The following is a 17,278-nucleotide window of genomic DNA, read 5'->3' as shown; positions in this document are numbered from 1 at the left end:
ATTGGAACAAGCAAAAACAACGAGAACGAAGAAAGACAACGAAGAAAGTAAAGCAAACCCGTCGATTTATTCTTTGGAATTACATGAATTAGAGGATTGGCTAAAAAATAATGGAGAAAAAGCGTTTAGAGCAAATCAAGTTTTCGAATGGCTATATACTAAACGAGCTACAAGTTTTGATGATATGTCAAATTTATCAAAAAGCTTAAGAACATTATTAAATGAAAACTTTACGCTTACAACTCTTAAAACACTGATTCAACAAACATCAAAGGACGGCACAATAAAGTTTCTTTTTGAATTACATGATGGTTATTCAATTGAAACTGTTTTAATGAGACATGAATATGGGAATTCTGTTTGTGTAACAACTCAAGTGGGCTGTCGAATTGGATGTACTTTCTGTGCTTCAACTTTAGGTGGATTAAAACGAAATCTAGAAGCTGGAGAAATTGTTGCTCAGGTTGTAAAAGTACAGCAGGCTCTTGATGAATTTGAAGAACGAGTAAGTCATGTTGTAATAATGGGTATAGGTGAACCTTTTGATAATTACGATGAAATGATGTCATTCCTTAAAATCATCAATCATGATAATGGTCTTAACATTGGTGCGCGTCATATCACTGTATCTACAAGTGGTATTATTCCAAAAATTTATAAGTTTGCGGATGAGAAATTACAAATTAATTTTGCCATTTCATTGCACGCACCTAATTCTGAATTGCGTTCTAAGCTTATGCCGATAAATCGTGCATATAAATTACCAGATTTAATGGAAGCTGTTAAGTACTATGTTGATAAAACAGGTAGACGAGTAAGTTTTGAGTATGGTTTATTTGGTGGAGAAAATGATCAAGTTGAACATGCTGAAGAACTAGCTAGACTTGTAAAAGGGCTAAAATGTCATATTAATCTAATTCCAGTAAACTATGTACCTGAAAGAAATTATGTACGTACGCCGAAAGAACAAATTACATTATTCGAAGATACGCTTAAAAAGCATGGTCTAAATGTAACAACAAGAAGAGAACAAGGCCATGATATAGATGCAGCATGTGGACAACTACGAGCTAAGGAGCGTAAAGAGGAGACGAGGTGACCGCTTTGGAACGAGCTTATTTATCTGATAGGGGAAAAGTAAGACAGCATAATGAAGATAGTGTTGGTGTATTTGAAAATAATGTTGGGATTTTAGCCATTGTAGCTGATGGTATGGGAGGTCATTTGGCTGGAGATGTTGCGAGCCAAATGACAATCTCAACATTCGAGTCATTATGGAATGAAGTTGAGAAAATTGATGGACCACAAGATGCTGAAACTTGGTTTAGAGATAAGGTAGCAGTAGTAAATAAAGCTGTATATGAGCATTCTATTGAGAACCCGGAATGTCAAGGTATGGGCACAACAATTGTTGGTGCAATCGTGACATCTAGCTTTGCGACAATAGGTCATATTGGTGATAGCCGTTGCTATTTATTAAATAATAGTGGCTATAAACAGGTTACACAGGACCACTCTCTAGTAAATGAATTAGTAAAATCAGGTCAAATTTCTAAGGAAGACGCAGAACATCATCCAAGGAAAAATGTACTATTAAGAGCACTAGGTACTGAACAGACAGTAGAGCTAGATGTGAAAACGATTGAATTTGAAGAAAATAATGTTCTTTTATTATGTTCAGATGGACTATCAAACAAGATTACAGACGAAACAATGGAAAAAGAATTGACAAATAATGATAACCTTTCAAAAACAGCAACTACATTAGTGCAATTAGCAAATGATCATGGTGGAGAGGATAATATTACTTTAGTTGTTATTAAAAAGGCGACGCATGATGAATTAGGTGAAGAGCCGTGTTAATTGGCAAAAGAATCAGTGGTCGTTATAAAATTCTAGAAGTAATTGGCGGCGGCGGAATGGCAAATGTCTATTTAGCTAAAGATATGATTCTAGAACGAGAAGTAGCAATGAAGGTATTGCGTTTTGATTTTTCCAACGATGATGAATTTATTAAACGTTTTAGAAGAGAAGCTCAATCTGCTACAAGTCTAGCTCACCCTAATATTGTTAGTATATATGATGTTGGTGAGGAAGACGGAGTTTATTACATAGTAATGGAATACGTAGAGGGACAAACACTAAAGCAATATATCCAACAATTTGCCCCAATACATCCAAGAAAAGCAGTAAATATTATGCTTCAAATTGTAGCAGCTATTCAACATGCACATGATAATCAAATCATTCATCGAGATATTAAGCCTCATAATATCTTAATCGATCATCATGGAAATGTAAAAGTGACAGATTTCGGAATTGCTATGGCATTAAGTTCAACAACTATCACACAAACAAACTCAGTATTAGGATCTGTACACTATCTTTCTCCTGAACAAGCAAGAGGTGGATTAGCTAATAAAAAGTCAGATATCTACTCGATAGGTATTGTGTTATTTGAACTTTTAACAGGTCGTTTGCCATTTGATGGGGAGTCAGCTATATCGATAGCCCTAAAGCATTTACAGTCTGAAACACCATCAGCAAAAAGATGGAATCCTGATATTCCACAAAGCCTGGAAAATATAATTTTAAAATCAACAGCTAAAGATCCATTTCATCGCTATGAATCTACAGAAGAAATGGAAAAAGACTTAGAAACTGTGTTTGAAGTGAGTAGAATTTCAGAACAACGTTTTACCATTCCTGATGACGATGAAGCGACTAAAGCCATACCGATTATTACGAATGACACGATTGAAAAAAACAAATTGGATGATACTCTAGTTCGTCCTCCAGTAAATAATCAATCTAATGATAATAAGAAGCAAAGTAAAAAGACCAAAAAGCCCAAAAAGAAAAAAAGCAAACTTGGTGTTTTTATTATTACACTTTTTGTGATACTGGGACTTGCTGCTATTGCTGCTGTTACAGTCATTCCATCGTTATTCTTACCAAAGGATATTGAAGTACCAGATGTAACAAATAAATCTTATGAAGATGCTGTAAGTATTTTATATGAAGCAGGTTTTGAAGTTGGTGATCCAGAACTAGTTGCTCATGAAGAAATAGAAGAAGGTTATGTTATTAAAACAGATCCTGAAGCGAATACGGTAGTAAAAGAAGGTTCAACAGTTATCATACACGAAAGCACTGGTAAAGAAAAAGTTTTATTAGATGATTATGTGGACAGAAACATTGATCGGGTAAAATCAATACTTGAAATGAATGGATTCACAGATATAAGAGTGAAAGAAGAAACACATGACTCTGCACAAGCTGGAACTATTCTTTTTCAAGACCCTGAGGTAGGAGATTATGTGATACCTTCAGAAGATACGATAGAATTTACTGTTAGTGCTGGTCCGAAGCTTATTAAAGTTAAAGACTTGAAAGGGCAAACGAAAAGCCAGGTTGATGAGTATATCAGTTCAGAAGGATTTAACGCAAGTGTGTCAGAGGTTCATTCAGAAGAAGTACCAGAAGGTCAAATTATCTCGCAATCACCAAGTGCTGGTGAGGAGGTTCAAAAGGGTACGAATCTATCTCTTGTTTATTCTCTAGGTCCAAAAGCTAAGCCGCCTAAAACTGTGTCAGAAACAGTTGTCATTCCATATGAACCAACTGAAGAAGGTCAGGAATTAGAAGTGTCAATATTAATTGATGATGCTGAAAATTCAATCTCTGAACCATACGATACCTTTAAAATAACTAGTACCCAAGAAAGAAAATTAGAATTCGTGATTAATCCTAGTGAAAGTGCGTTTTATCAAATTATTGTTGATAATAAGGTTGTTACTTCTAAAACAATACCCTATCCAGTCGATTAATTGATATTTTAAATTTTGATAGCTATGATTACCTTATAAGAAATCAAATGGTGAAATACCATCGAGGAGGTTATCCATGCCACAAGGGAAAATTGTAAAAGCTCTTAGTGGTTTTTACTATGTGCAAGATCAAGGTAGATTAGTTCAGTGTAGAGGTCGAGGTATTTTCCGCAAAAATAATATTTCTCCTTTAGTAGGAGATGAGGTGAAGTATCAGGCGGAAAATGATCAAGAAGGTTATATTCTTGAAGTATTTGAGCGAAAGAATGAACTAGTAAGACCACCTATAAGCAATGTGGATCAAGCAATACTAGTATTTTCTGCTGTTGAACCAGATTTTAGTCCAACTCTTTTAGATCGTTTTCTTGTACTTATAGAGGCTAATGATATTGAACCGCTTATTGTCATTAGTAAGTCAGACCTTATTTCTTCAGAAGAAGTGAAAAAGAAAGTTCACAACTACGCAAAAGACTATGAAGATATTGGGTACAAAGTATTGTTAACATCAACAGTAGAGTCAACTGTTGATGAAGATCTTTTACCACTTTTACAAAACAATATTTCTGTATTTGCTGGTCAATCTGGTGTTGGTAAATCTTCTTTATTAAATGTGTTAAGGCCGGATCTTGACTTGAAAACCGACGACATATCTTCACACCTTGGTAGGGGAAAACATACAACTAGACATGTTGAACTAATATCTGTAGGAAATGGTTTTGTTGCAGACACACCTGGGTTTAGCTCGCTTGATTTTACTGGAATAGAGGTAGAAGATCTATCATATTGTTTTCCTGAAATGAGAGAAAGAAGCAGTGACTGTAAATTTCGAGGGTGTACACATATAAGAGAACCAAAATGTGCTGTAAAACAAGCACTTGATAATGGAGAGATCCCACAGTATAGGTATGACCATTATGTAACATTTTTAGAAGAAATAAAAGATAGAAAGCCGAGGTACTAATATGATAAAGATAGCTCCGTCAATCTTATCGGCAGATTTTGCAAAATTGGGAGAAGAGATTAAAGAAGTAGAACAAGCTGGTGCTGACTATATTCATGTAGATGTTATGGATGGTCATTTTGTTCCAAATATTACAATTGGTCCATTAATAGTTAATGCAATTCGTCCTATTACTAAATTGCCACTTGATGTGCATTTAATGATTGAACAGCCTGATTTATATATTGAAGAATTTGCTAATGCAGGTGCAGATATCATTACTGTACATGTCGAAGCATGCAGGCATTTACATCGATCAATACAATTGATTAAGTCCCAGGGTATAAAAGCAGGTGTTGTTCTTAACCCTCATACACCGATCGAATCAATTCTCCATGTGTTAGAGGAAATTGATATGGTGTTGTTAATGACTGTTAATCCAGGTTTTGGAGGGCAAGCTTTTATCCCTCAAGTAGTACCGAAGATTAAACAATTGTCTGATATAATTAAAACTAGAAACTTATCTATTGAGATTGAAGTTGATGGTGGAATTAATGAAGAAACAGCAAAGCTAGTAGTTGAAGCAGGGGCATCTGTTCTTGTTGCAGGTTCTGCAGTTTTTAATAAAGCTGATAGACGTAAAGCGATTCAAGATTTAAAGGAAACAACGAAATAACACAAGAAATAAGATTCTTTAAAAAAATTTATAAAAAACGATTTAATTCCCATCCTAATAAAGACTAGACTTAAGTCGAAATTTTAAAAGGAGGGTTTTAATGGACGTTTCAAAAAATGATTTGGCTATCATTGAACAAGCCTTAAAGACAGCAGCTATAAATAGTACTGATTACGAGGAAATAGAACAGTATGAATCGGTATTAAAGAAGTTAGACAAAAATTCTTCTGCTCAAAATGATGGATTTAGGTATGATTATGATGATAGCTCATTTTAAACCAAGCTCTGACATATTTATATGTCAGGCTTTTTTCATATCAATGTCATTAACGAAAGTAATAAAGGAGAAACAATGATGATAATTGCGATTGTTGCAGGTGGTCCTAGAGAATATTTAGCAAATATAGAAGATTACCATACTGATGAAGTTACATGGATAGGTGTAGATAGAGGAGTGACATACTTAAAGGAATTTGGGTTACCAATTCATAATGCCTTTGGAGATTTTGATTCAATCTCTTCATCGGAAATGAACGAACTGGTAGATAGTATTGAAGAGGTTGCAATCTTCTCTCCAGAAAAAGATAAAACTGATACAGAAATTGCATTAGAATGGTCTATTAATCAAAATCCGGAAAGTATTAAAATTTTTGGCGCAACAGGCGGGAGAATTGACCACTTACTCGCAAATATTCACCTGTTAATTCACTCAATAAAAAGTGAAACAGAAATAGAAATAATAGATCAACAAAATCGTATCACGCTTCATACTCCTGGTACATATACAATAAAGAAAGACACAGATAAAAAATATACATCATTTATCCCGATAAGCCTAGAGGTGAAGGGAATATCGTTGGAGGGTTTTAAGTATCCTTTAAAAAATTGTCATATTGGATTAGGGTCAACATTATGTATTAGTAATGAACTCATTCATGAAGTAGGTACTTTTTCTTTTGAAGATGGCATATTAATAATGATAAGAAGCTGTGATTAGCATTGTTTGTCCAAAGTGGTTATAGGCGTCATTTTTTTGAGAAACTTGAATATAATGCTAGAGAACTGATTTATATTTTTGATTATGACGTAGTAAAAACACCTTTGAACAAGCTAGCAAAAACTTGTTTAATCGATTTGGTTGAGGAGGGAAACAATGAAATTCTATACGATCAAATTACCGAAGTTTTTAGGAGGAATAGTTCGAGCGATGCTCGGTTCGTTTAAAAAAGACTAAGAAAAAAGCACCGTTATGTTCGGTGCTTTTTTCTTAGCTTATTCGTTTAATATTGTATGAATATGAAACAAAGTAGCAGTTAGCTACTAAGATAAGCTATCATTCATGTTTTCTGCTTTATAGGTTCTTTCAAAAAGCTGATCGTTAAGCAATTAAATCTTTATTTGAATAAAAGTTTTATAGCTTCGCTACCTTCTTTTTGAATGTTCATCAAGTAAGTTTAAAATGAATTAAACTCGCTCAACTTTACCAGATCTTAAAGCGCGAGCAGATACATATACTTTTTTAGGTTTACCGTTAACTAAGATGCGAACTTTTTGAAGGTTTGCTCCCCAAGTACGTTTGTTAGCGTTCATCGCGTGAGAACGTGAATTACCTGAACGTGTCTTTCTACCAGTAACAACGCATTTACGTGCCATGTTATTCCCTCCTTACTACAAAAAAACCTTACATATTTTACGATAGTCATGTACATAGCCATGAGATACTTTAATAATTTATCATAACTACCATTAGAATGCAATACTTCTGATGGACTCCTTTCAAGAATTTTTCCTTGACATAGTATTTTTGATGTTGTTGTATAATAATAAGGATGTCTGCTTTTTTCACTTCGGACTTATAATCGCTTTTAAAATGAAGTTGCTTATAGTAAAATAGCTATAGCCAGTGCGAACAATTCCAAAGGGGGAACCATCATGTCCATTGAATTAAAAACTAAGTACGGACAAATTGATATATCCAATGAGGTCATTGCAACTGTTGCGGGCGGTGCCGCAATCGACTGCTACGGTATTGTTGGAATGGCATCAAAGAATCAAATAAAAGACGGCTTCACAGAGATTCTTAGAAAAGAGAACTTTAGCAAGGGTGTTATTGTTCGCCAAGATGATGATTCAATTAATATTGATATGTACATTATTGTCAGCTATGGTACAAAAATTTCTGAGGTCGCACATAACGTGCAAACGAAGGTAAGATATACATTAGATCAGACAGTAGGACTTTCTGTTGATTCCGTTAATATTTTTGTACAAGGAGTTCGTGTTTCGAACCCATAGTAAGGAGGAAATTACCTGTGTCAATTACAACCTTAGATGGTAAGCGTTTTGCAGAGATGATCTTGCAAGGTGCAGACCACCTATCGAATAATGCAAAATTAGTCGATGCACTTAACGTTTTTCCTGTTCCTGATGGAGACACTGGAACAAATATGAATTTATCGATAACATCAGGAGCTAAAGAAGTTCGCAACCATCAGTCAGATCATATTGGTAAGGTTGGTCAAGCGTTATCAAAAGGCTTACTTATGGGTGCTCGAGGTAATTCAGGAGTAATTTTATCTCAATTATTTAGAGGATTTTCAAAATCTATAGAATCAAAGGCAACAATTACAGCTATTGAATTTGCTGATGCACTACAGGCTGGTGTTGATACTGCTTATAAAGCTGTAATGAAACCTGTTGAAGGGACTATTTTAACAGTTGCAAAAGATGCTGCTAGAGCTGCTGTAATCGCTTCAGAAACTGAATCATCAATTGATAAATTGATGGAAATTACATTAAAGGAAGCTGAAGCTTCTTTGAAGCGTACACCTGATCTTCTTCCTGTTTTAAAAGAAGTTGGTGTTGTAGATAGTGGTGGACAAGGATTAGTCTTTGTCTATGAAGGATTCTTGGCAATCTTAAAAGGTGAAAAGTTAGAGATTAATGCAAATAGACTTTCAATGGATGATCTTGTAAACGCTGAGCATCATAAAAATGTTCAAGGTCATATGAATACAGAAGATATCGAGTTTGGTTATTGTACTGAGTTCATGGTCCGTTTTGAAGATGGTAAAAAAACTTTTGATGAAGAAGTTTTCCGTAATGATTTAAGTGAATTTGGAGATTCTTTGTTAGTTATATCTGATGAGGATCTTGCAAAAGTACATATTCATGCTGAACACCCAGGTGATGTTCTATCATATGGACAGAAATATGGTAATCTCATTAACATGAAGATTGAAAATATGCGTCAACAGCATACAGATATCGTTGGTGAAAAAGCAGATAAGAACCTTCCACAAAAGCAGGATACAAAAAAAGAAAGAAGTAAGTTTGGCATTGTAACAGTTTCAATGGGTAGTGGAATAGCAGAATTATTTAGAAGTATTGGCGCAAACATGGTCATTGAAGGTGGTCAAACGATGAATCCTAGTACGGAGGATATCGTGAAAGCCATACATGAGGTTAATGCTGATAATATTATTATATTACCGAACAATTCAAACATCGTTATGGCGGCACAGCAAGCTGCTTCTGTAGTAGATGAGAATGTGATTGTTATTCCTTCTAAAACTGTTCCACAAGGAATGGCGGCCCTACTTTCGTTCAATCCAACTGCAGAGCCAAGTGATGTGGAGTCGACAATGGTTGATGCTTTAAGTAGTGTAAAGAGCGGTCAAATTACATTCGCTGTTAGAGATACCAATATAGATGGCCTTGATATTGAAAAAGGTGACTTTATGGGAATCTCAAATGGGAAAATTGTTTTGACTGAACGTGATCAATTATTAGCTTCTCAAAAACTTCTCTCTGAAATGATTACTGAAGATGACGAGATCTTAACAATCATTCAAGGTGAAGATGCAAATGATGAAGAAGTTGAAAAACTTGTCACGTTTGCTGAAGAGAAATTTGATCATGTCGAGGTTGAGGTTCATAAAGGTGAACAGCCTCTGTATTCTTATATATTCTCAGTAGAATAATTAAAGGCTCTTTTCTGAAAACTAGAATTACAAAAGCACAAAAAACAGCTTAATTAAAAAACAAAAGAAAACTCGGCCACGTGTCGGGTTTTCTTTTGTTTTTTATTAATTCATTGAAATATTTGAATAAATAAATATTTTATAGTTATTTTTGTCTAAGTACCGTTGAGAGTAAAATCTGTTAAACTAAGAATTAGAATGTTTTTAAATACTCAATACATTAAATTCACTTAAATTTATAAATCAATTTATACACTTGGTTCACTCTTTTACCTTTAATGATATGAAAATGAGGAGAGGATTAACAATGAAATATCGAAGTGTTTTTGATATTATTGGTCCAATTATGATTGGCCCATCTAGCTCCCATACTGCGGGTGCGGCAAGAATTGGTCGGGTGGCAAGAACCTTATTTGATCGGGAACCAAAGTGGGCAACGATTTCGCTATATGGCTCTTTTGCACAGACATATCGTGGTCATGGAACAGATATTGCGCTAATTGGTGGTTTGTTGGATTTCGATACCTATGATGAACGAATAAAATCATCCTTAGAAATAGCGAAAGATAAAGGAATAAAGATAACCTTTATTGAAGAAGATGCGATTACAGATCACCCTAATACTGCAAGATTGATTATAGGTGATGATTACGGTCAATTAGAGTTAGTTGGAGTATCAATCGGTGGTGGAAAGATTGAGATCACTGAGCTTAATGGTTTTGAATTGAAGCTCTCTGGAAATCATCCTGCTATTTTGGTTGTTCATAATGATCGTTACGGTGCAATTGCTTCTGTTGCAAATATACTGGCAAAACATGCGATCAACATCGGGCATATGGATGTTTCTCGAAAAGAAGTTGGTCAGCTAGCATTGATGACAATTGAAACAGATCAAAATTTAAGTAAAGACGTTTTAGAAGAGTTAAAAACCTTACCAAATATATTACAAGTAACTAAAATAGATGATTAGCTTTACAGAATGATTATAAATGCATATGGAGGGGAGAAATCATTATGTTTCGAAATGTGGAAGAGCTTGTTTCACTAGCTGAGAATAAAGGCGTCAAAATTGCGGAAATAATGATTCAACAGGAGTGTAACGTAACAAATAGAACACGTGAAGATGTTATGGCACAAATGGAACGTAATTTAGTTGTTATGGAACAAGCGGTTGAAAGAGGCTTAGCAGGAGTTAAATCACATTCTGGTTTAACTGGAGGAGATGCTGTACTATTACAATCTTATATTGATGAGGGGAAGTTTCTATCAGGAAGCACGATCCTTGATGCGGTAAGTAAAGCAGTTGCGACTAACGAAGTAAATGCAGCGATGGGGACGATTTGTGCAACACCAACAGCTGGTTCTGCCGGTGTTGTTCCCGGTACACTTTTTGCTGTCAAAAATAAGCTGAACCCTAGCCGAAAAGAAATGATTGAGTTTTTATTTACATCAGGTGCATTTGGTTTTGTTATCGCCAACAATGCTTCAATATCAGGTGCAGCTGGGGGTTGTCAAGCTGAGGTAGGATCTGCTTCTGGCATGGCAGCAGCTGCCATAGTCGAGTTAGCGGGTGGATCACCACGTCAAGCGGCAACTGCAATGGCAATTACGTTAAAAAATATGCTTGGACTTGTTTGCGATCCTGTTGCTGGATTAGTAGAAGTTCCTTGTGTGAAAAGGAATGCTATGGGAGCTGCGAATGCAATGGTTGCGGCAGATATGGCTTTAGCAGGAATTACAAGTAGAATCCCTTGTGATGAGGTAATTGATGCAATGTTTAAAATAGGTCAGATGATGCCAAATGCTTTAAAAGAAACAGCGCAAGGGGGGTTAGCAGCGACTCCTACTGGTCAACAACTTAAGGCCAAGATTTTCGGGGATTCGCAAAAATAACGTGATAAATAGACTAGTAGAACCAATTACTACCTTAAGAGGAGTAGGAGAAGAAACAGCAGTACTATTGCAAGATATGGGGATTTATACGATTAATGATTTGATTGAGTATTTTCCTTATCGTTATGACGACAATAGTCTAAAAGATTTAGAAGAAGTTAAACATGATGAACGTGTTACTGTTGAAGGTGTTATACACAGTGAACCGAATCTTACTTACTTTGGAAAAAAACGTTCGAGACTCACGTTTAGATTATTAGTAGGACGCTATTTGCTTTCCGTTGTGTGTTTTAACAGACCTTATTTTAAAAGTAAGCTTATCCTGAATTCAACAATTACTGTTACTGGAAAATGGGATAAAAATCGACAAACAATAACAGCCCAAGAAGTTAACTTCGGACCAAAAAAGGAAACATCTGGAATAGAGCCGGTTTATTCTGTAAGAGGGAAGTTAACGGTTAAAGGAATGAGAAAGTTCATTTCAATTGCTATGAAGGAATATTTCAAAGAGATCGATGAGATACTTCCTTCCGAGCTTTTGCAAAAATATAAACTTATGACAAGAAAAGTTGCTATTCAAACAATGCATGCTCCAATTGAGCAGACAAACTTAAAACAAGCTAGAAGAAGATTTGTTTATGAAGAATTTCTATTGTTTCAATTGAAAATGCAGGCTTTACGAAAGGTCCAAAGAGAACAATCTAAAGGATTGAAACAACAATATTCACAAGATGATCTAAACCTATTTATTAAAGCATTGCCTTTTCCTTTAACAAGGGCACAATCACGAGTGATAGATGAAATATTGAATGATATGAAATCACCTTATCGGATGAATAGACTGCTACAGGGAGATGTTGGTTCAGGTAAAACAGTAGTAGCAGCAATATCAATATATGCGACTATACTTTCAGGATATCAGGGAGCATTAATGGTTCCAACTGAAATACTAGCAGAACAACATGCCGAGTCTTTGTATAAATTGTTTGAACCATTTAATATTAACATTGCTCTCTTAACTAGCTCTGTTAAAGGAAAGAAAAGAAAAGAGTTGTTAGAAAGACTTAAGAATAATGATATTCAATTATTAATAGGTACTCACGCTTTAATACAAGATGAAATCCATTTTCATAAGCTAGGATTAGTCATTACAGATGAGCAGCATCGATTTGGTGTTGAACAAAGGCGGATGCTTCGAGAAAAGGGAGCAAACACCGATGTTTTGTTTATGACAGCAACACCTATTCCTCGGACTCTTGCTATTACTGCTTTTGGAGAAATGGATGTGTCAGTCATTGATGAGTTACCTGCTGGTAGAAAAACAATTGAAACATATTGGGTTAAACCAGATATGTTAGATCGAATCTTAACATTTATTGAAAAAGAAATAGCAAAAGGACGTCAAGCATACGTAATATGTCCTTTAATAGAAGAATCTGAAAAGTTAGATGTACAAAATGCATTGGATGTTCATAGTATGCTAACTCAATTTTTTCAAAATCGATATAAAGTGGGACTTATGCATGGTAGGTTATCCTCAGATGAAAAGGACGCTGTAATGCGAAGCTTTAGTGAAAATGATGTTCATGTATTAGTGTCAACCACTGTTGTAGAGGTAGGGGTAAATGTACCAAATGCTACAACAATGGTGATTTATGATGCGGAGCGTTTTGGGTTATCACAGCTGCACCAACTACGTGGACGAGTTGGAAGAGGCAGTGAACAATCGTATTGTATATTACTTGCAGATCCAAAATCGGAAACAGGTAAAGAAAGAATGAAGATTATGACGGAAACGAATGATGGTTTCGTTTTATCTGAAAGAGATCTTGAGCTTAGAGGACCTGGAGATTTCTTTGGGAAAAAACAGAGTGGAATGCCAGTGTTTAAAGTTGCTGATATGGTGCATGATTATCGTGCTTTAGAGGTTGCAAGACAAGATGCTGTAGAGCTAGTGCGATCAGATGCATTTTGGATAGATGAAAAATATGCTGGTTTAAGAATACAGTTAACTCACTCCGGTATCCTTGATGGAGAAAAATTAGATTGAGAGACATAAATTCATTTCTAAAAGTACGAAGTATACCTTATTGGAGCTATGTTTGTAAACAGATTACCTATTAAAAACAGATTGCATTTGTCTTGCAATCTGTTTTCTTTATCTATATACTACTATTAGTACCTAGTCTTAATAGTTCGGACGGTGTCATAAATATTATGAAAAAAAACAAAAAAGATAGACAACTATTACTACAGGAAACAATAGTAAACACTCCATTTATTACAGATGAAGAGCTTGCTGAAAAGTTTCAAGTTAGTATTCAGACGATTAGGTTAGATCGTCTCGAATTATCTATTCCTGAATTAAGAGAACGAATTAAGCATGTGGCAGAGAAAAAACTTGATGATGAAGTTAAAGCACTACCAATAGAGGAAGTAATCGGTGATATTATAGATCTTCAGCTAGATGAATCTGCCATCTCAATATTAGAAATAAAAAAAGAGCATGTTTTTAGTCGTAATCAAATTGCACGTGGTCACCATTTATTTGCACAAGCAAATTCGTTAGCGGTTGCGATGATTAATGATGAATTAGCACTTACTGCTAAAGCAAATATTCATTTTACAAGACAGGTAAAAGAAAATGAACGTGTTATTGCAAAAGCAAAGATTATTAAAAATGATTCAGTAAATAGAAGAACGCTTATCGAAGTAAATAGTTATGTAGTGAATGAATTGGTTTTTTCTGGAGAATTTGAAATGTTTCGTTCAAATCCAATACAAAGGTAGGTAACGATATAAATGAAATTGGCAATTGATGCAATGGGTGGAGACAATGCTCCTCAAGCAGTTGTAGAAGGAGTTATGAAAGCTATAACTGAATTTCCTGATTTAGAGGTCACTCTTTTTGGGAAAGAAGATCAAATAAAACAATTCTTAACAGATTCTACTAGAATTACAATTATACATACTGATGAAGTGATAGAAGGCACTGATGAACCTGTTCGTGCAGTGAAAAGGAAGAAAGATTCTTCCATGGTATTAATGGCTAATGAAGTAAAGGAAAAACGAGCAGACGGATGTATATCAGCAGGAAATACAGGTGCGCTGATGACAGCTGGTTTATTTGTTGTTGGACGTATTAAAGGGATTGAAAGGCCGGCACTTTCACCTACATTACCGACTTTAAACGGTGATGGATTTCTTTTCTTAGATGTGGGAGCAAATGTGGATGCAAAACCAGAGCATCTTCAGCAATATGCAATAATGGGCTCAATCTATGTAGAAAAGGTACGGGGAATTAAAAACCCACGTATTGGTTTATTGAATATTGGCACTGAAGATAAAAAGGGTAATGAATTGACTAGACAGGCTTTTGAGTTATTAAAACATACGGACCTTAATTTTGTCGGTAATGTCGAGTCACGTGATTTAATGAATGGTGTAGCAGATGTTATTGTTACAGACGGATTTACAGGGAATATAGCATTGAAAACAATAGAAGGAACTGCACTATCTGTCTTTTCTATGTTGAAATCGGCTTTAACTAGCAATCTTAAATCGAAGCTAGCAGCTGGTGTGTTAAAACCCCAACTAAGAGGGATTAAACAGCAGATGGATTATTCAGAATACGGTGGTGCTGCCTTATTTGGCTTACAAGCACCTGTTGTTAAAGCACATGGTTCTTCTGATGCTAATGCGATCTATAATGCAATTCGCCAGACTCGTGATATGGTATCAAATAATGTTGCTGAAACAATCTATGATTCATTAGAAGCAAATGCAAAGAACAAAGCATAAATTGGGAGGGCTTTTTGTATGTCAAAAATCGCATTTTTATTTCCAGGACAAGGATCTCAAACAGTTGGAATGGGGAAAGAATTGTTTGACCAAATCCAGGAATCGAAAATAATTTTTGAGAAGGCTGATCAAAAATTAGCTCAAAATCTTTCAGAATTAATTTTTGAAGGGCCTCAGGAAACATTAACACAAACTTTTAATGCTCAGCCGGCATTACTTACAACAAGTATTGCTATTTTAGAAGGCTTAAAAAAGTATAATATTAAACCTGATTACCTAGCCGGTCATAGTTTAGGTGAATACACTGCACTTGTTGCTGCTGGTGTTTTAAGCTTTGAGGATGCAGTTTATGCTGTAAAAAAACGTGGTGAATTTATGGAAGAAGCAGTACCCTCTGGTAAAGGAGCAATGGCTGCTATTTTAGGTATGGGATCAGAAGAATTAGAAGCTATTACAGACGAGATTTCTAATGCTGGTGATTCTGTACAATTAGCAAACTTAAATTGCCCAGGACAAATTGTAATTTCAGGAACAACTGAGGGTGTTGAAAAAGCTTCAGTTTTAGCTAAAGAAAAGGGAGCAAAAAGAGCAATACCTTTAGTAGTTAGTGGACCTTTTCATTCTGAGTTAATGAAGCCGGCAGCATCACAATTAAGTAAAGTACTATCTGAATTAAAATTTAATGAAGCCTACAAACCTATTATTGCAAATGTCACAGCAATGCCTGTTGTTGATCAAGAAGAAATTAAAGAGTTACTAGTAAAACAGTTATACTCTCCTGTTAGATGGGAAGAATCAGTAAGAGCTATGCTTGATAATGGTGTGACAACTTTTATTGAGATTGGTCCGGGAAAAGTTTTAACAGGGTTAGTTAAAAAAATAGATCGTTCAGCAACTGTACATAATATTTATGATCTTGAAACGATGACATCTGTTATAGAGAAACTTAAGGGGGAATAGTTATGTTAAAGAACAAAGTTGCACTTGTTACAGGTGCTTCCAGAGGGATTGGAAGAGCTATCGCTTTAGATTTAGCTCTTAATGGAGCAAGTATTGCTGTTAACTACGCTGGCAATGAAGTAAAAGCAAATGAAGTTGTTGATGAAATTAAAGCAAATGGTGGACAGGCAATTGCAATTAAAGCAGATGTGTCAAACCAAGATGATGTACAGCAGATGATAAAAGCAGTTATTGGGGAATTTGGTTCATTAGATATCTTAGTTAATAATGCAGGAATCACACGTGATAATCTTTTAATGAGAATGAAAGATGATGAATGGGATGATGTTATCAATACAAATCTTAAAGGTGTGTTTCTGTGTACAAAAGGTGTAACTAGACAAATGATGAAGCAAAGAAATGGTCGTATCATTAACATAACTTCTATCGTGGGTGTTAGCGGGAATCCTGGGCAAGCAAATTATGTTGCAGCTAAAGCTGGGGTAATTGGTTTAACAAAAACAACAGCTAAGGAATTAGCATCACGGAATATAACCGTTAATGCTGTAGCACCTGGATTCATCTCAACAGATATGACGGATGAACTGTCTGAAGAAGTGAAATCAGAAATGCTTAAACAAATTCCACTCGCACAATTAGGAGAACCAAGTGATATTGCAAATTTAGTTACATTTCTTGCTTCTGATAAAAGCAAATATATTACAGGTCAAACAATGCATGTCAATGGCGGAATGTTTATGTAATAGAGCCTAGCTATTAATATTTAGTAGCTAAATATCTATCTTTCATCGAAAATTAATAGATGAAACCTAGTTTTTTAAAATGAAATACACTATAATACTTGAGGGGAGGTGAAGTAAAATGGCAGATGTATTAGAACGTGTAACAAAGATTATCGTTGACCGTTTAGGTGTTGATGAAGCTGAAGTAAAGTTAGAGTCATCATTCAAAGATGATCTTGGTGCAGATTCCCTTGATGTAGTTGAGCTTGTTATGGAACTTGAAGATGAGTTCGATATGGAAATTTCTGATGAAGATGCAGAAAAGATCGGTACAGTGGGTGACGCTGTTAACTACATAAATAGCACACAATAATGTTGCTTTAAAAGTCCCGTAGCTTTACGGGACTTTAACCCTTTTTAACGTTCTTTTAAATTAGGTAAAAGTTAGTTGAGAATATGATTAAATGAAAAGT

Annotated in this window: 19 protein-coding genes; 18 read left to right on the top strand and 1 reads right to left on the bottom strand. The window is 35.1% G+C overall.

Going from position 1 to position 17,278, the window contains the following annotated elements:
* The first annotated feature begins 1 nt into the window (after nucleotide 1).
* The 8 genes from rlmN to spoVM all read left to right on the top strand — a co-directional run bounded on the left by rlmN (nucleotide 2) and on the right by spoVM (nucleotide 6,680).
* Nucleotides 2-1,099: a dual-specificity RNA methyltransferase RlmN gene (gene rlmN / locus JOC75_RS06485; protein WP_420828003.1), complete on the top strand. Its 1,098-nt coding sequence runs from the start codon at nucleotides 2-4 to the stop codon at nucleotides 1,097-1,099.
* A gap of 5 nt (nucleotides 1,100-1,104) precedes the next feature.
* Nucleotides 1,105-1,863, top strand: coding sequence for a Stp1/IreP family PP2C-type Ser/Thr phosphatase (locus JOC75_RS06480; protein ID WP_204953532.1), 759 nt, complete (start codon nucleotides 1,105-1,107; stop codon nucleotides 1,861-1,863).
* A complete protein-coding gene (pknB, locus tag JOC75_RS06475; protein WP_204953217.1) occupies nucleotides 1,857-3,830 on the top strand; it encodes a Stk1 family PASTA domain-containing Ser/Thr kinase in 1,974 nt (657 codons plus the stop codon). Before JOC75_RS06480 ends, pknB begins: the two co-directional genes overlap by 7 nt.
* 76 nt (nucleotides 3,831-3,906) lie before the next feature.
* Nucleotides 3,907-4,791: a ribosome small subunit-dependent GTPase A gene (gene rsgA, locus JOC75_RS06470; protein WP_204953216.1), complete on the top strand. Its 885-nt coding sequence runs from the start codon at nucleotides 3,907-3,909 to the stop codon at nucleotides 4,789-4,791.
* A 1-nt stretch (nucleotide 4,792) separates the two neighbouring features.
* The gene (gene rpe, locus JOC75_RS06465; RefSeq protein WP_204953215.1) at nucleotides 4,793-5,446 is read left to right on the top strand and encodes a ribulose-phosphate 3-epimerase; all 654 of its coding nucleotides are present in this window, start codon (nucleotides 4,793-4,795) and stop codon (nucleotides 5,444-5,446) included.
* Between the two features lie 100 nt (nucleotides 5,447-5,546).
* On the top strand, nucleotides 5,547-5,723 hold the full coding sequence (locus tag JOC75_RS06460; protein ID WP_168714468.1) for a hypothetical protein: 177 nt from the start codon (nucleotides 5,547-5,549) through the stop codon (nucleotides 5,721-5,723).
* 75 nt (nucleotides 5,724-5,798) lie between these two features.
* Nucleotides 5,799-6,443: a thiamine diphosphokinase gene (locus JOC75_RS06455; protein WP_204953214.1), complete on the top strand. Its 645-nt coding sequence runs from the start codon at nucleotides 5,799-5,801 to the stop codon at nucleotides 6,441-6,443.
* A 156-nt stretch (nucleotides 6,444-6,599) separates the two neighbouring features.
* Nucleotides 6,600-6,680 (top strand): stage V sporulation protein SpoVM, encoded by an 81-nt coding sequence (gene spoVM, locus JOC75_RS06450; RefSeq protein WP_003328987.1) that lies wholly within the window; start codon nucleotides 6,600-6,602, stop codon nucleotides 6,678-6,680.
* Between the two features lie 230 nt (nucleotides 6,681-6,910).
* Here spoVM and rpmB read toward each other — a convergent pair whose 3' ends face one another.
* A complete protein-coding gene (gene rpmB / locus JOC75_RS06445) occupies nucleotides 6,911-7,099 on the bottom strand; it encodes a 50S ribosomal protein L28 (protein ID WP_046514638.1) in 189 nt (62 codons plus the stop codon).
* A gap of 279 nt (nucleotides 7,100-7,378) precedes the next feature.
* Here rpmB and JOC75_RS06440 point away from each other — a divergent pair, with 279 nt between their 5' ends.
* From JOC75_RS06440 to acpP, 10 genes are all read left to right on the top strand, one after another.
* Nucleotides 7,379-7,741, top strand: a complete 363-nt coding sequence (locus JOC75_RS06440; RefSeq protein WP_146946743.1) for an Asp23/Gls24 family envelope stress response protein — start codon at nucleotides 7,379-7,381, stop codon at nucleotides 7,739-7,741.
* A gap of 17 nt (nucleotides 7,742-7,758) precedes the next feature.
* Nucleotides 7,759-9,429: a DAK2 domain-containing protein gene (locus tag JOC75_RS06435; RefSeq protein ID WP_204953213.1), complete on the top strand. Its 1,671-nt coding sequence runs from the start codon at nucleotides 7,759-7,761 to the stop codon at nucleotides 9,427-9,429.
* Nucleotides 9,430-9,736: 307 nt separating this feature from the next.
* Nucleotides 9,737-10,399, top strand: a complete 663-nt coding sequence (gene sdaAB, locus JOC75_RS06430; RefSeq protein WP_204953212.1) for an L-serine ammonia-lyase, iron-sulfur-dependent subunit beta — start codon at nucleotides 9,737-9,739, stop codon at nucleotides 10,397-10,399.
* A gap of 44 nt (nucleotides 10,400-10,443) precedes the next feature.
* Nucleotides 10,444-11,322, top strand: coding sequence for an L-serine ammonia-lyase, iron-sulfur-dependent, subunit alpha (gene sdaAA, locus JOC75_RS06425; protein ID WP_204953211.1), 879 nt, complete (start codon nucleotides 10,444-10,446; stop codon nucleotides 11,320-11,322).
* Nucleotides 11,323-11,326: 4 nt separating this feature from the next.
* Nucleotides 11,327-13,372, top strand: coding sequence for an ATP-dependent DNA helicase RecG (gene recG, locus JOC75_RS06420; RefSeq protein WP_204953531.1), 2,046 nt, complete (start codon nucleotides 11,327-11,329; stop codon nucleotides 13,370-13,372).
* A 167-nt stretch (nucleotides 13,373-13,539) separates the two neighbouring features.
* The gene (gene fapR, locus JOC75_RS06415) at nucleotides 13,540-14,112 is read left to right on the top strand and encodes a transcription factor FapR (RefSeq protein WP_204953210.1); all 573 of its coding nucleotides are present in this window, start codon (nucleotides 13,540-13,542) and stop codon (nucleotides 14,110-14,112) included.
* Nucleotides 14,113-14,124: 12 nt separating this feature from the next.
* A complete protein-coding gene (plsX, locus tag JOC75_RS06410) occupies nucleotides 14,125-15,123 on the top strand; it encodes a phosphate acyltransferase PlsX (protein ID WP_204953209.1) in 999 nt (332 codons plus the stop codon).
* Between the two features lie 18 nt (nucleotides 15,124-15,141).
* Entirely contained in the window at nucleotides 15,142-16,083 is a 942-nt protein-coding gene (fabD, locus tag JOC75_RS06405) for an ACP S-malonyltransferase (RefSeq protein WP_204953208.1), read from the top strand.
* A 2-nt stretch (nucleotides 16,084-16,085) separates the two neighbouring features.
* Nucleotides 16,086-16,826 (top strand): 3-oxoacyl-[acyl-carrier-protein] reductase, encoded by a 741-nt coding sequence (gene fabG / locus JOC75_RS06400; RefSeq protein WP_204953207.1) that lies wholly within the window; start codon nucleotides 16,086-16,088, stop codon nucleotides 16,824-16,826.
* 118 nt (nucleotides 16,827-16,944) lie between these two features.
* Nucleotides 16,945-17,178, top strand: coding sequence for an acyl carrier protein (gene acpP, locus JOC75_RS06395; protein ID WP_146946735.1), 234 nt, complete (start codon nucleotides 16,945-16,947; stop codon nucleotides 17,176-17,178).
* The last annotated feature ends 100 nt before the right edge of the window (nucleotides 17,179-17,278 follow it).

Source organism: Metabacillus crassostreae, from assembly GCF_016908395.1.
GTDB lineage: Bacteria > Bacillota > Bacilli > Bacillales > Bacillaceae > Metabacillus > Metabacillus crassostreae.
Note: the sequence above shows the minus strand (reverse complement) of the source record. Positions and strands in the feature narration are given on the sequence as shown.

Excerpts from the sequence above, each read along its gene's own strand:
- plsX (WP_204953209.1), top strand. The coding sequence starts at position 14,125 with ATGAAATTGGCAATTGATGCAATGGGTGGAGACAATGCTCCTCAAGCA.
- sdaAA (WP_204953211.1), top strand. The coding sequence starts at position 10,444 with ATGTTTCGAAATGTGGAAGAGCTTGTTTCACTAGCTGAGAATAAAGGC.
- sdaAB (WP_204953212.1), top strand. The coding sequence starts at position 9,737 with ATGAAATATCGAAGTGTTTTTGATATTATTGGTCCAATTATGATTGGC.
- rpe (WP_204953215.1), top strand. The coding sequence starts at position 4,793 with ATGATAAAGATAGCTCCGTCAATCTTATCGGCAGATTTTGCAAAATTG.
- rsgA (WP_204953216.1), top strand. The coding sequence starts at position 3,907 with ATGCCACAAGGGAAAATTGTAAAAGCTCTTAGTGGTTTTTACTATGTG.
- rpmB (WP_046514638.1), bottom strand. The coding sequence starts at position 7,099 with ATGGCACGTAAATGCGTTGTTACTGGTAGAAAGACACGTTCAGGTAAT.
- spoVM (WP_003328987.1), top strand. The coding sequence starts at position 6,600 with ATGAAATTCTATACGATCAAATTACCGAAGTTTTTAGGAGGAATAGTT.
- acpP (WP_146946735.1), top strand. The coding sequence starts at position 16,945 with ATGGCAGATGTATTAGAACGTGTAACAAAGATTATCGTTGACCGTTTA.
- JOC75_RS06455 (WP_204953214.1), top strand. The coding sequence starts at position 5,799 with ATGATGATAATTGCGATTGTTGCAGGTGGTCCTAGAGAATATTTAGCA.
- JOC75_RS06460 (WP_168714468.1), top strand. The coding sequence starts at position 5,547 with ATGGACGTTTCAAAAAATGATTTGGCTATCATTGAACAAGCCTTAAAG.
- fabG (WP_204953207.1), top strand. The coding sequence starts at position 16,086 with ATGTTAAAGAACAAAGTTGCACTTGTTACAGGTGCTTCCAGAGGGATT.
- fabD (WP_204953208.1), top strand. The coding sequence starts at position 15,142 with ATGTCAAAAATCGCATTTTTATTTCCAGGACAAGGATCTCAAACAGTT.
- JOC75_RS06440 (WP_146946743.1), top strand. The coding sequence starts at position 7,379 with ATGTCCATTGAATTAAAAACTAAGTACGGACAAATTGATATATCCAAT.
- fapR (WP_204953210.1), top strand. The coding sequence starts at position 13,540 with ATGAAAAAAAACAAAAAAGATAGACAACTATTACTACAGGAAACAATA.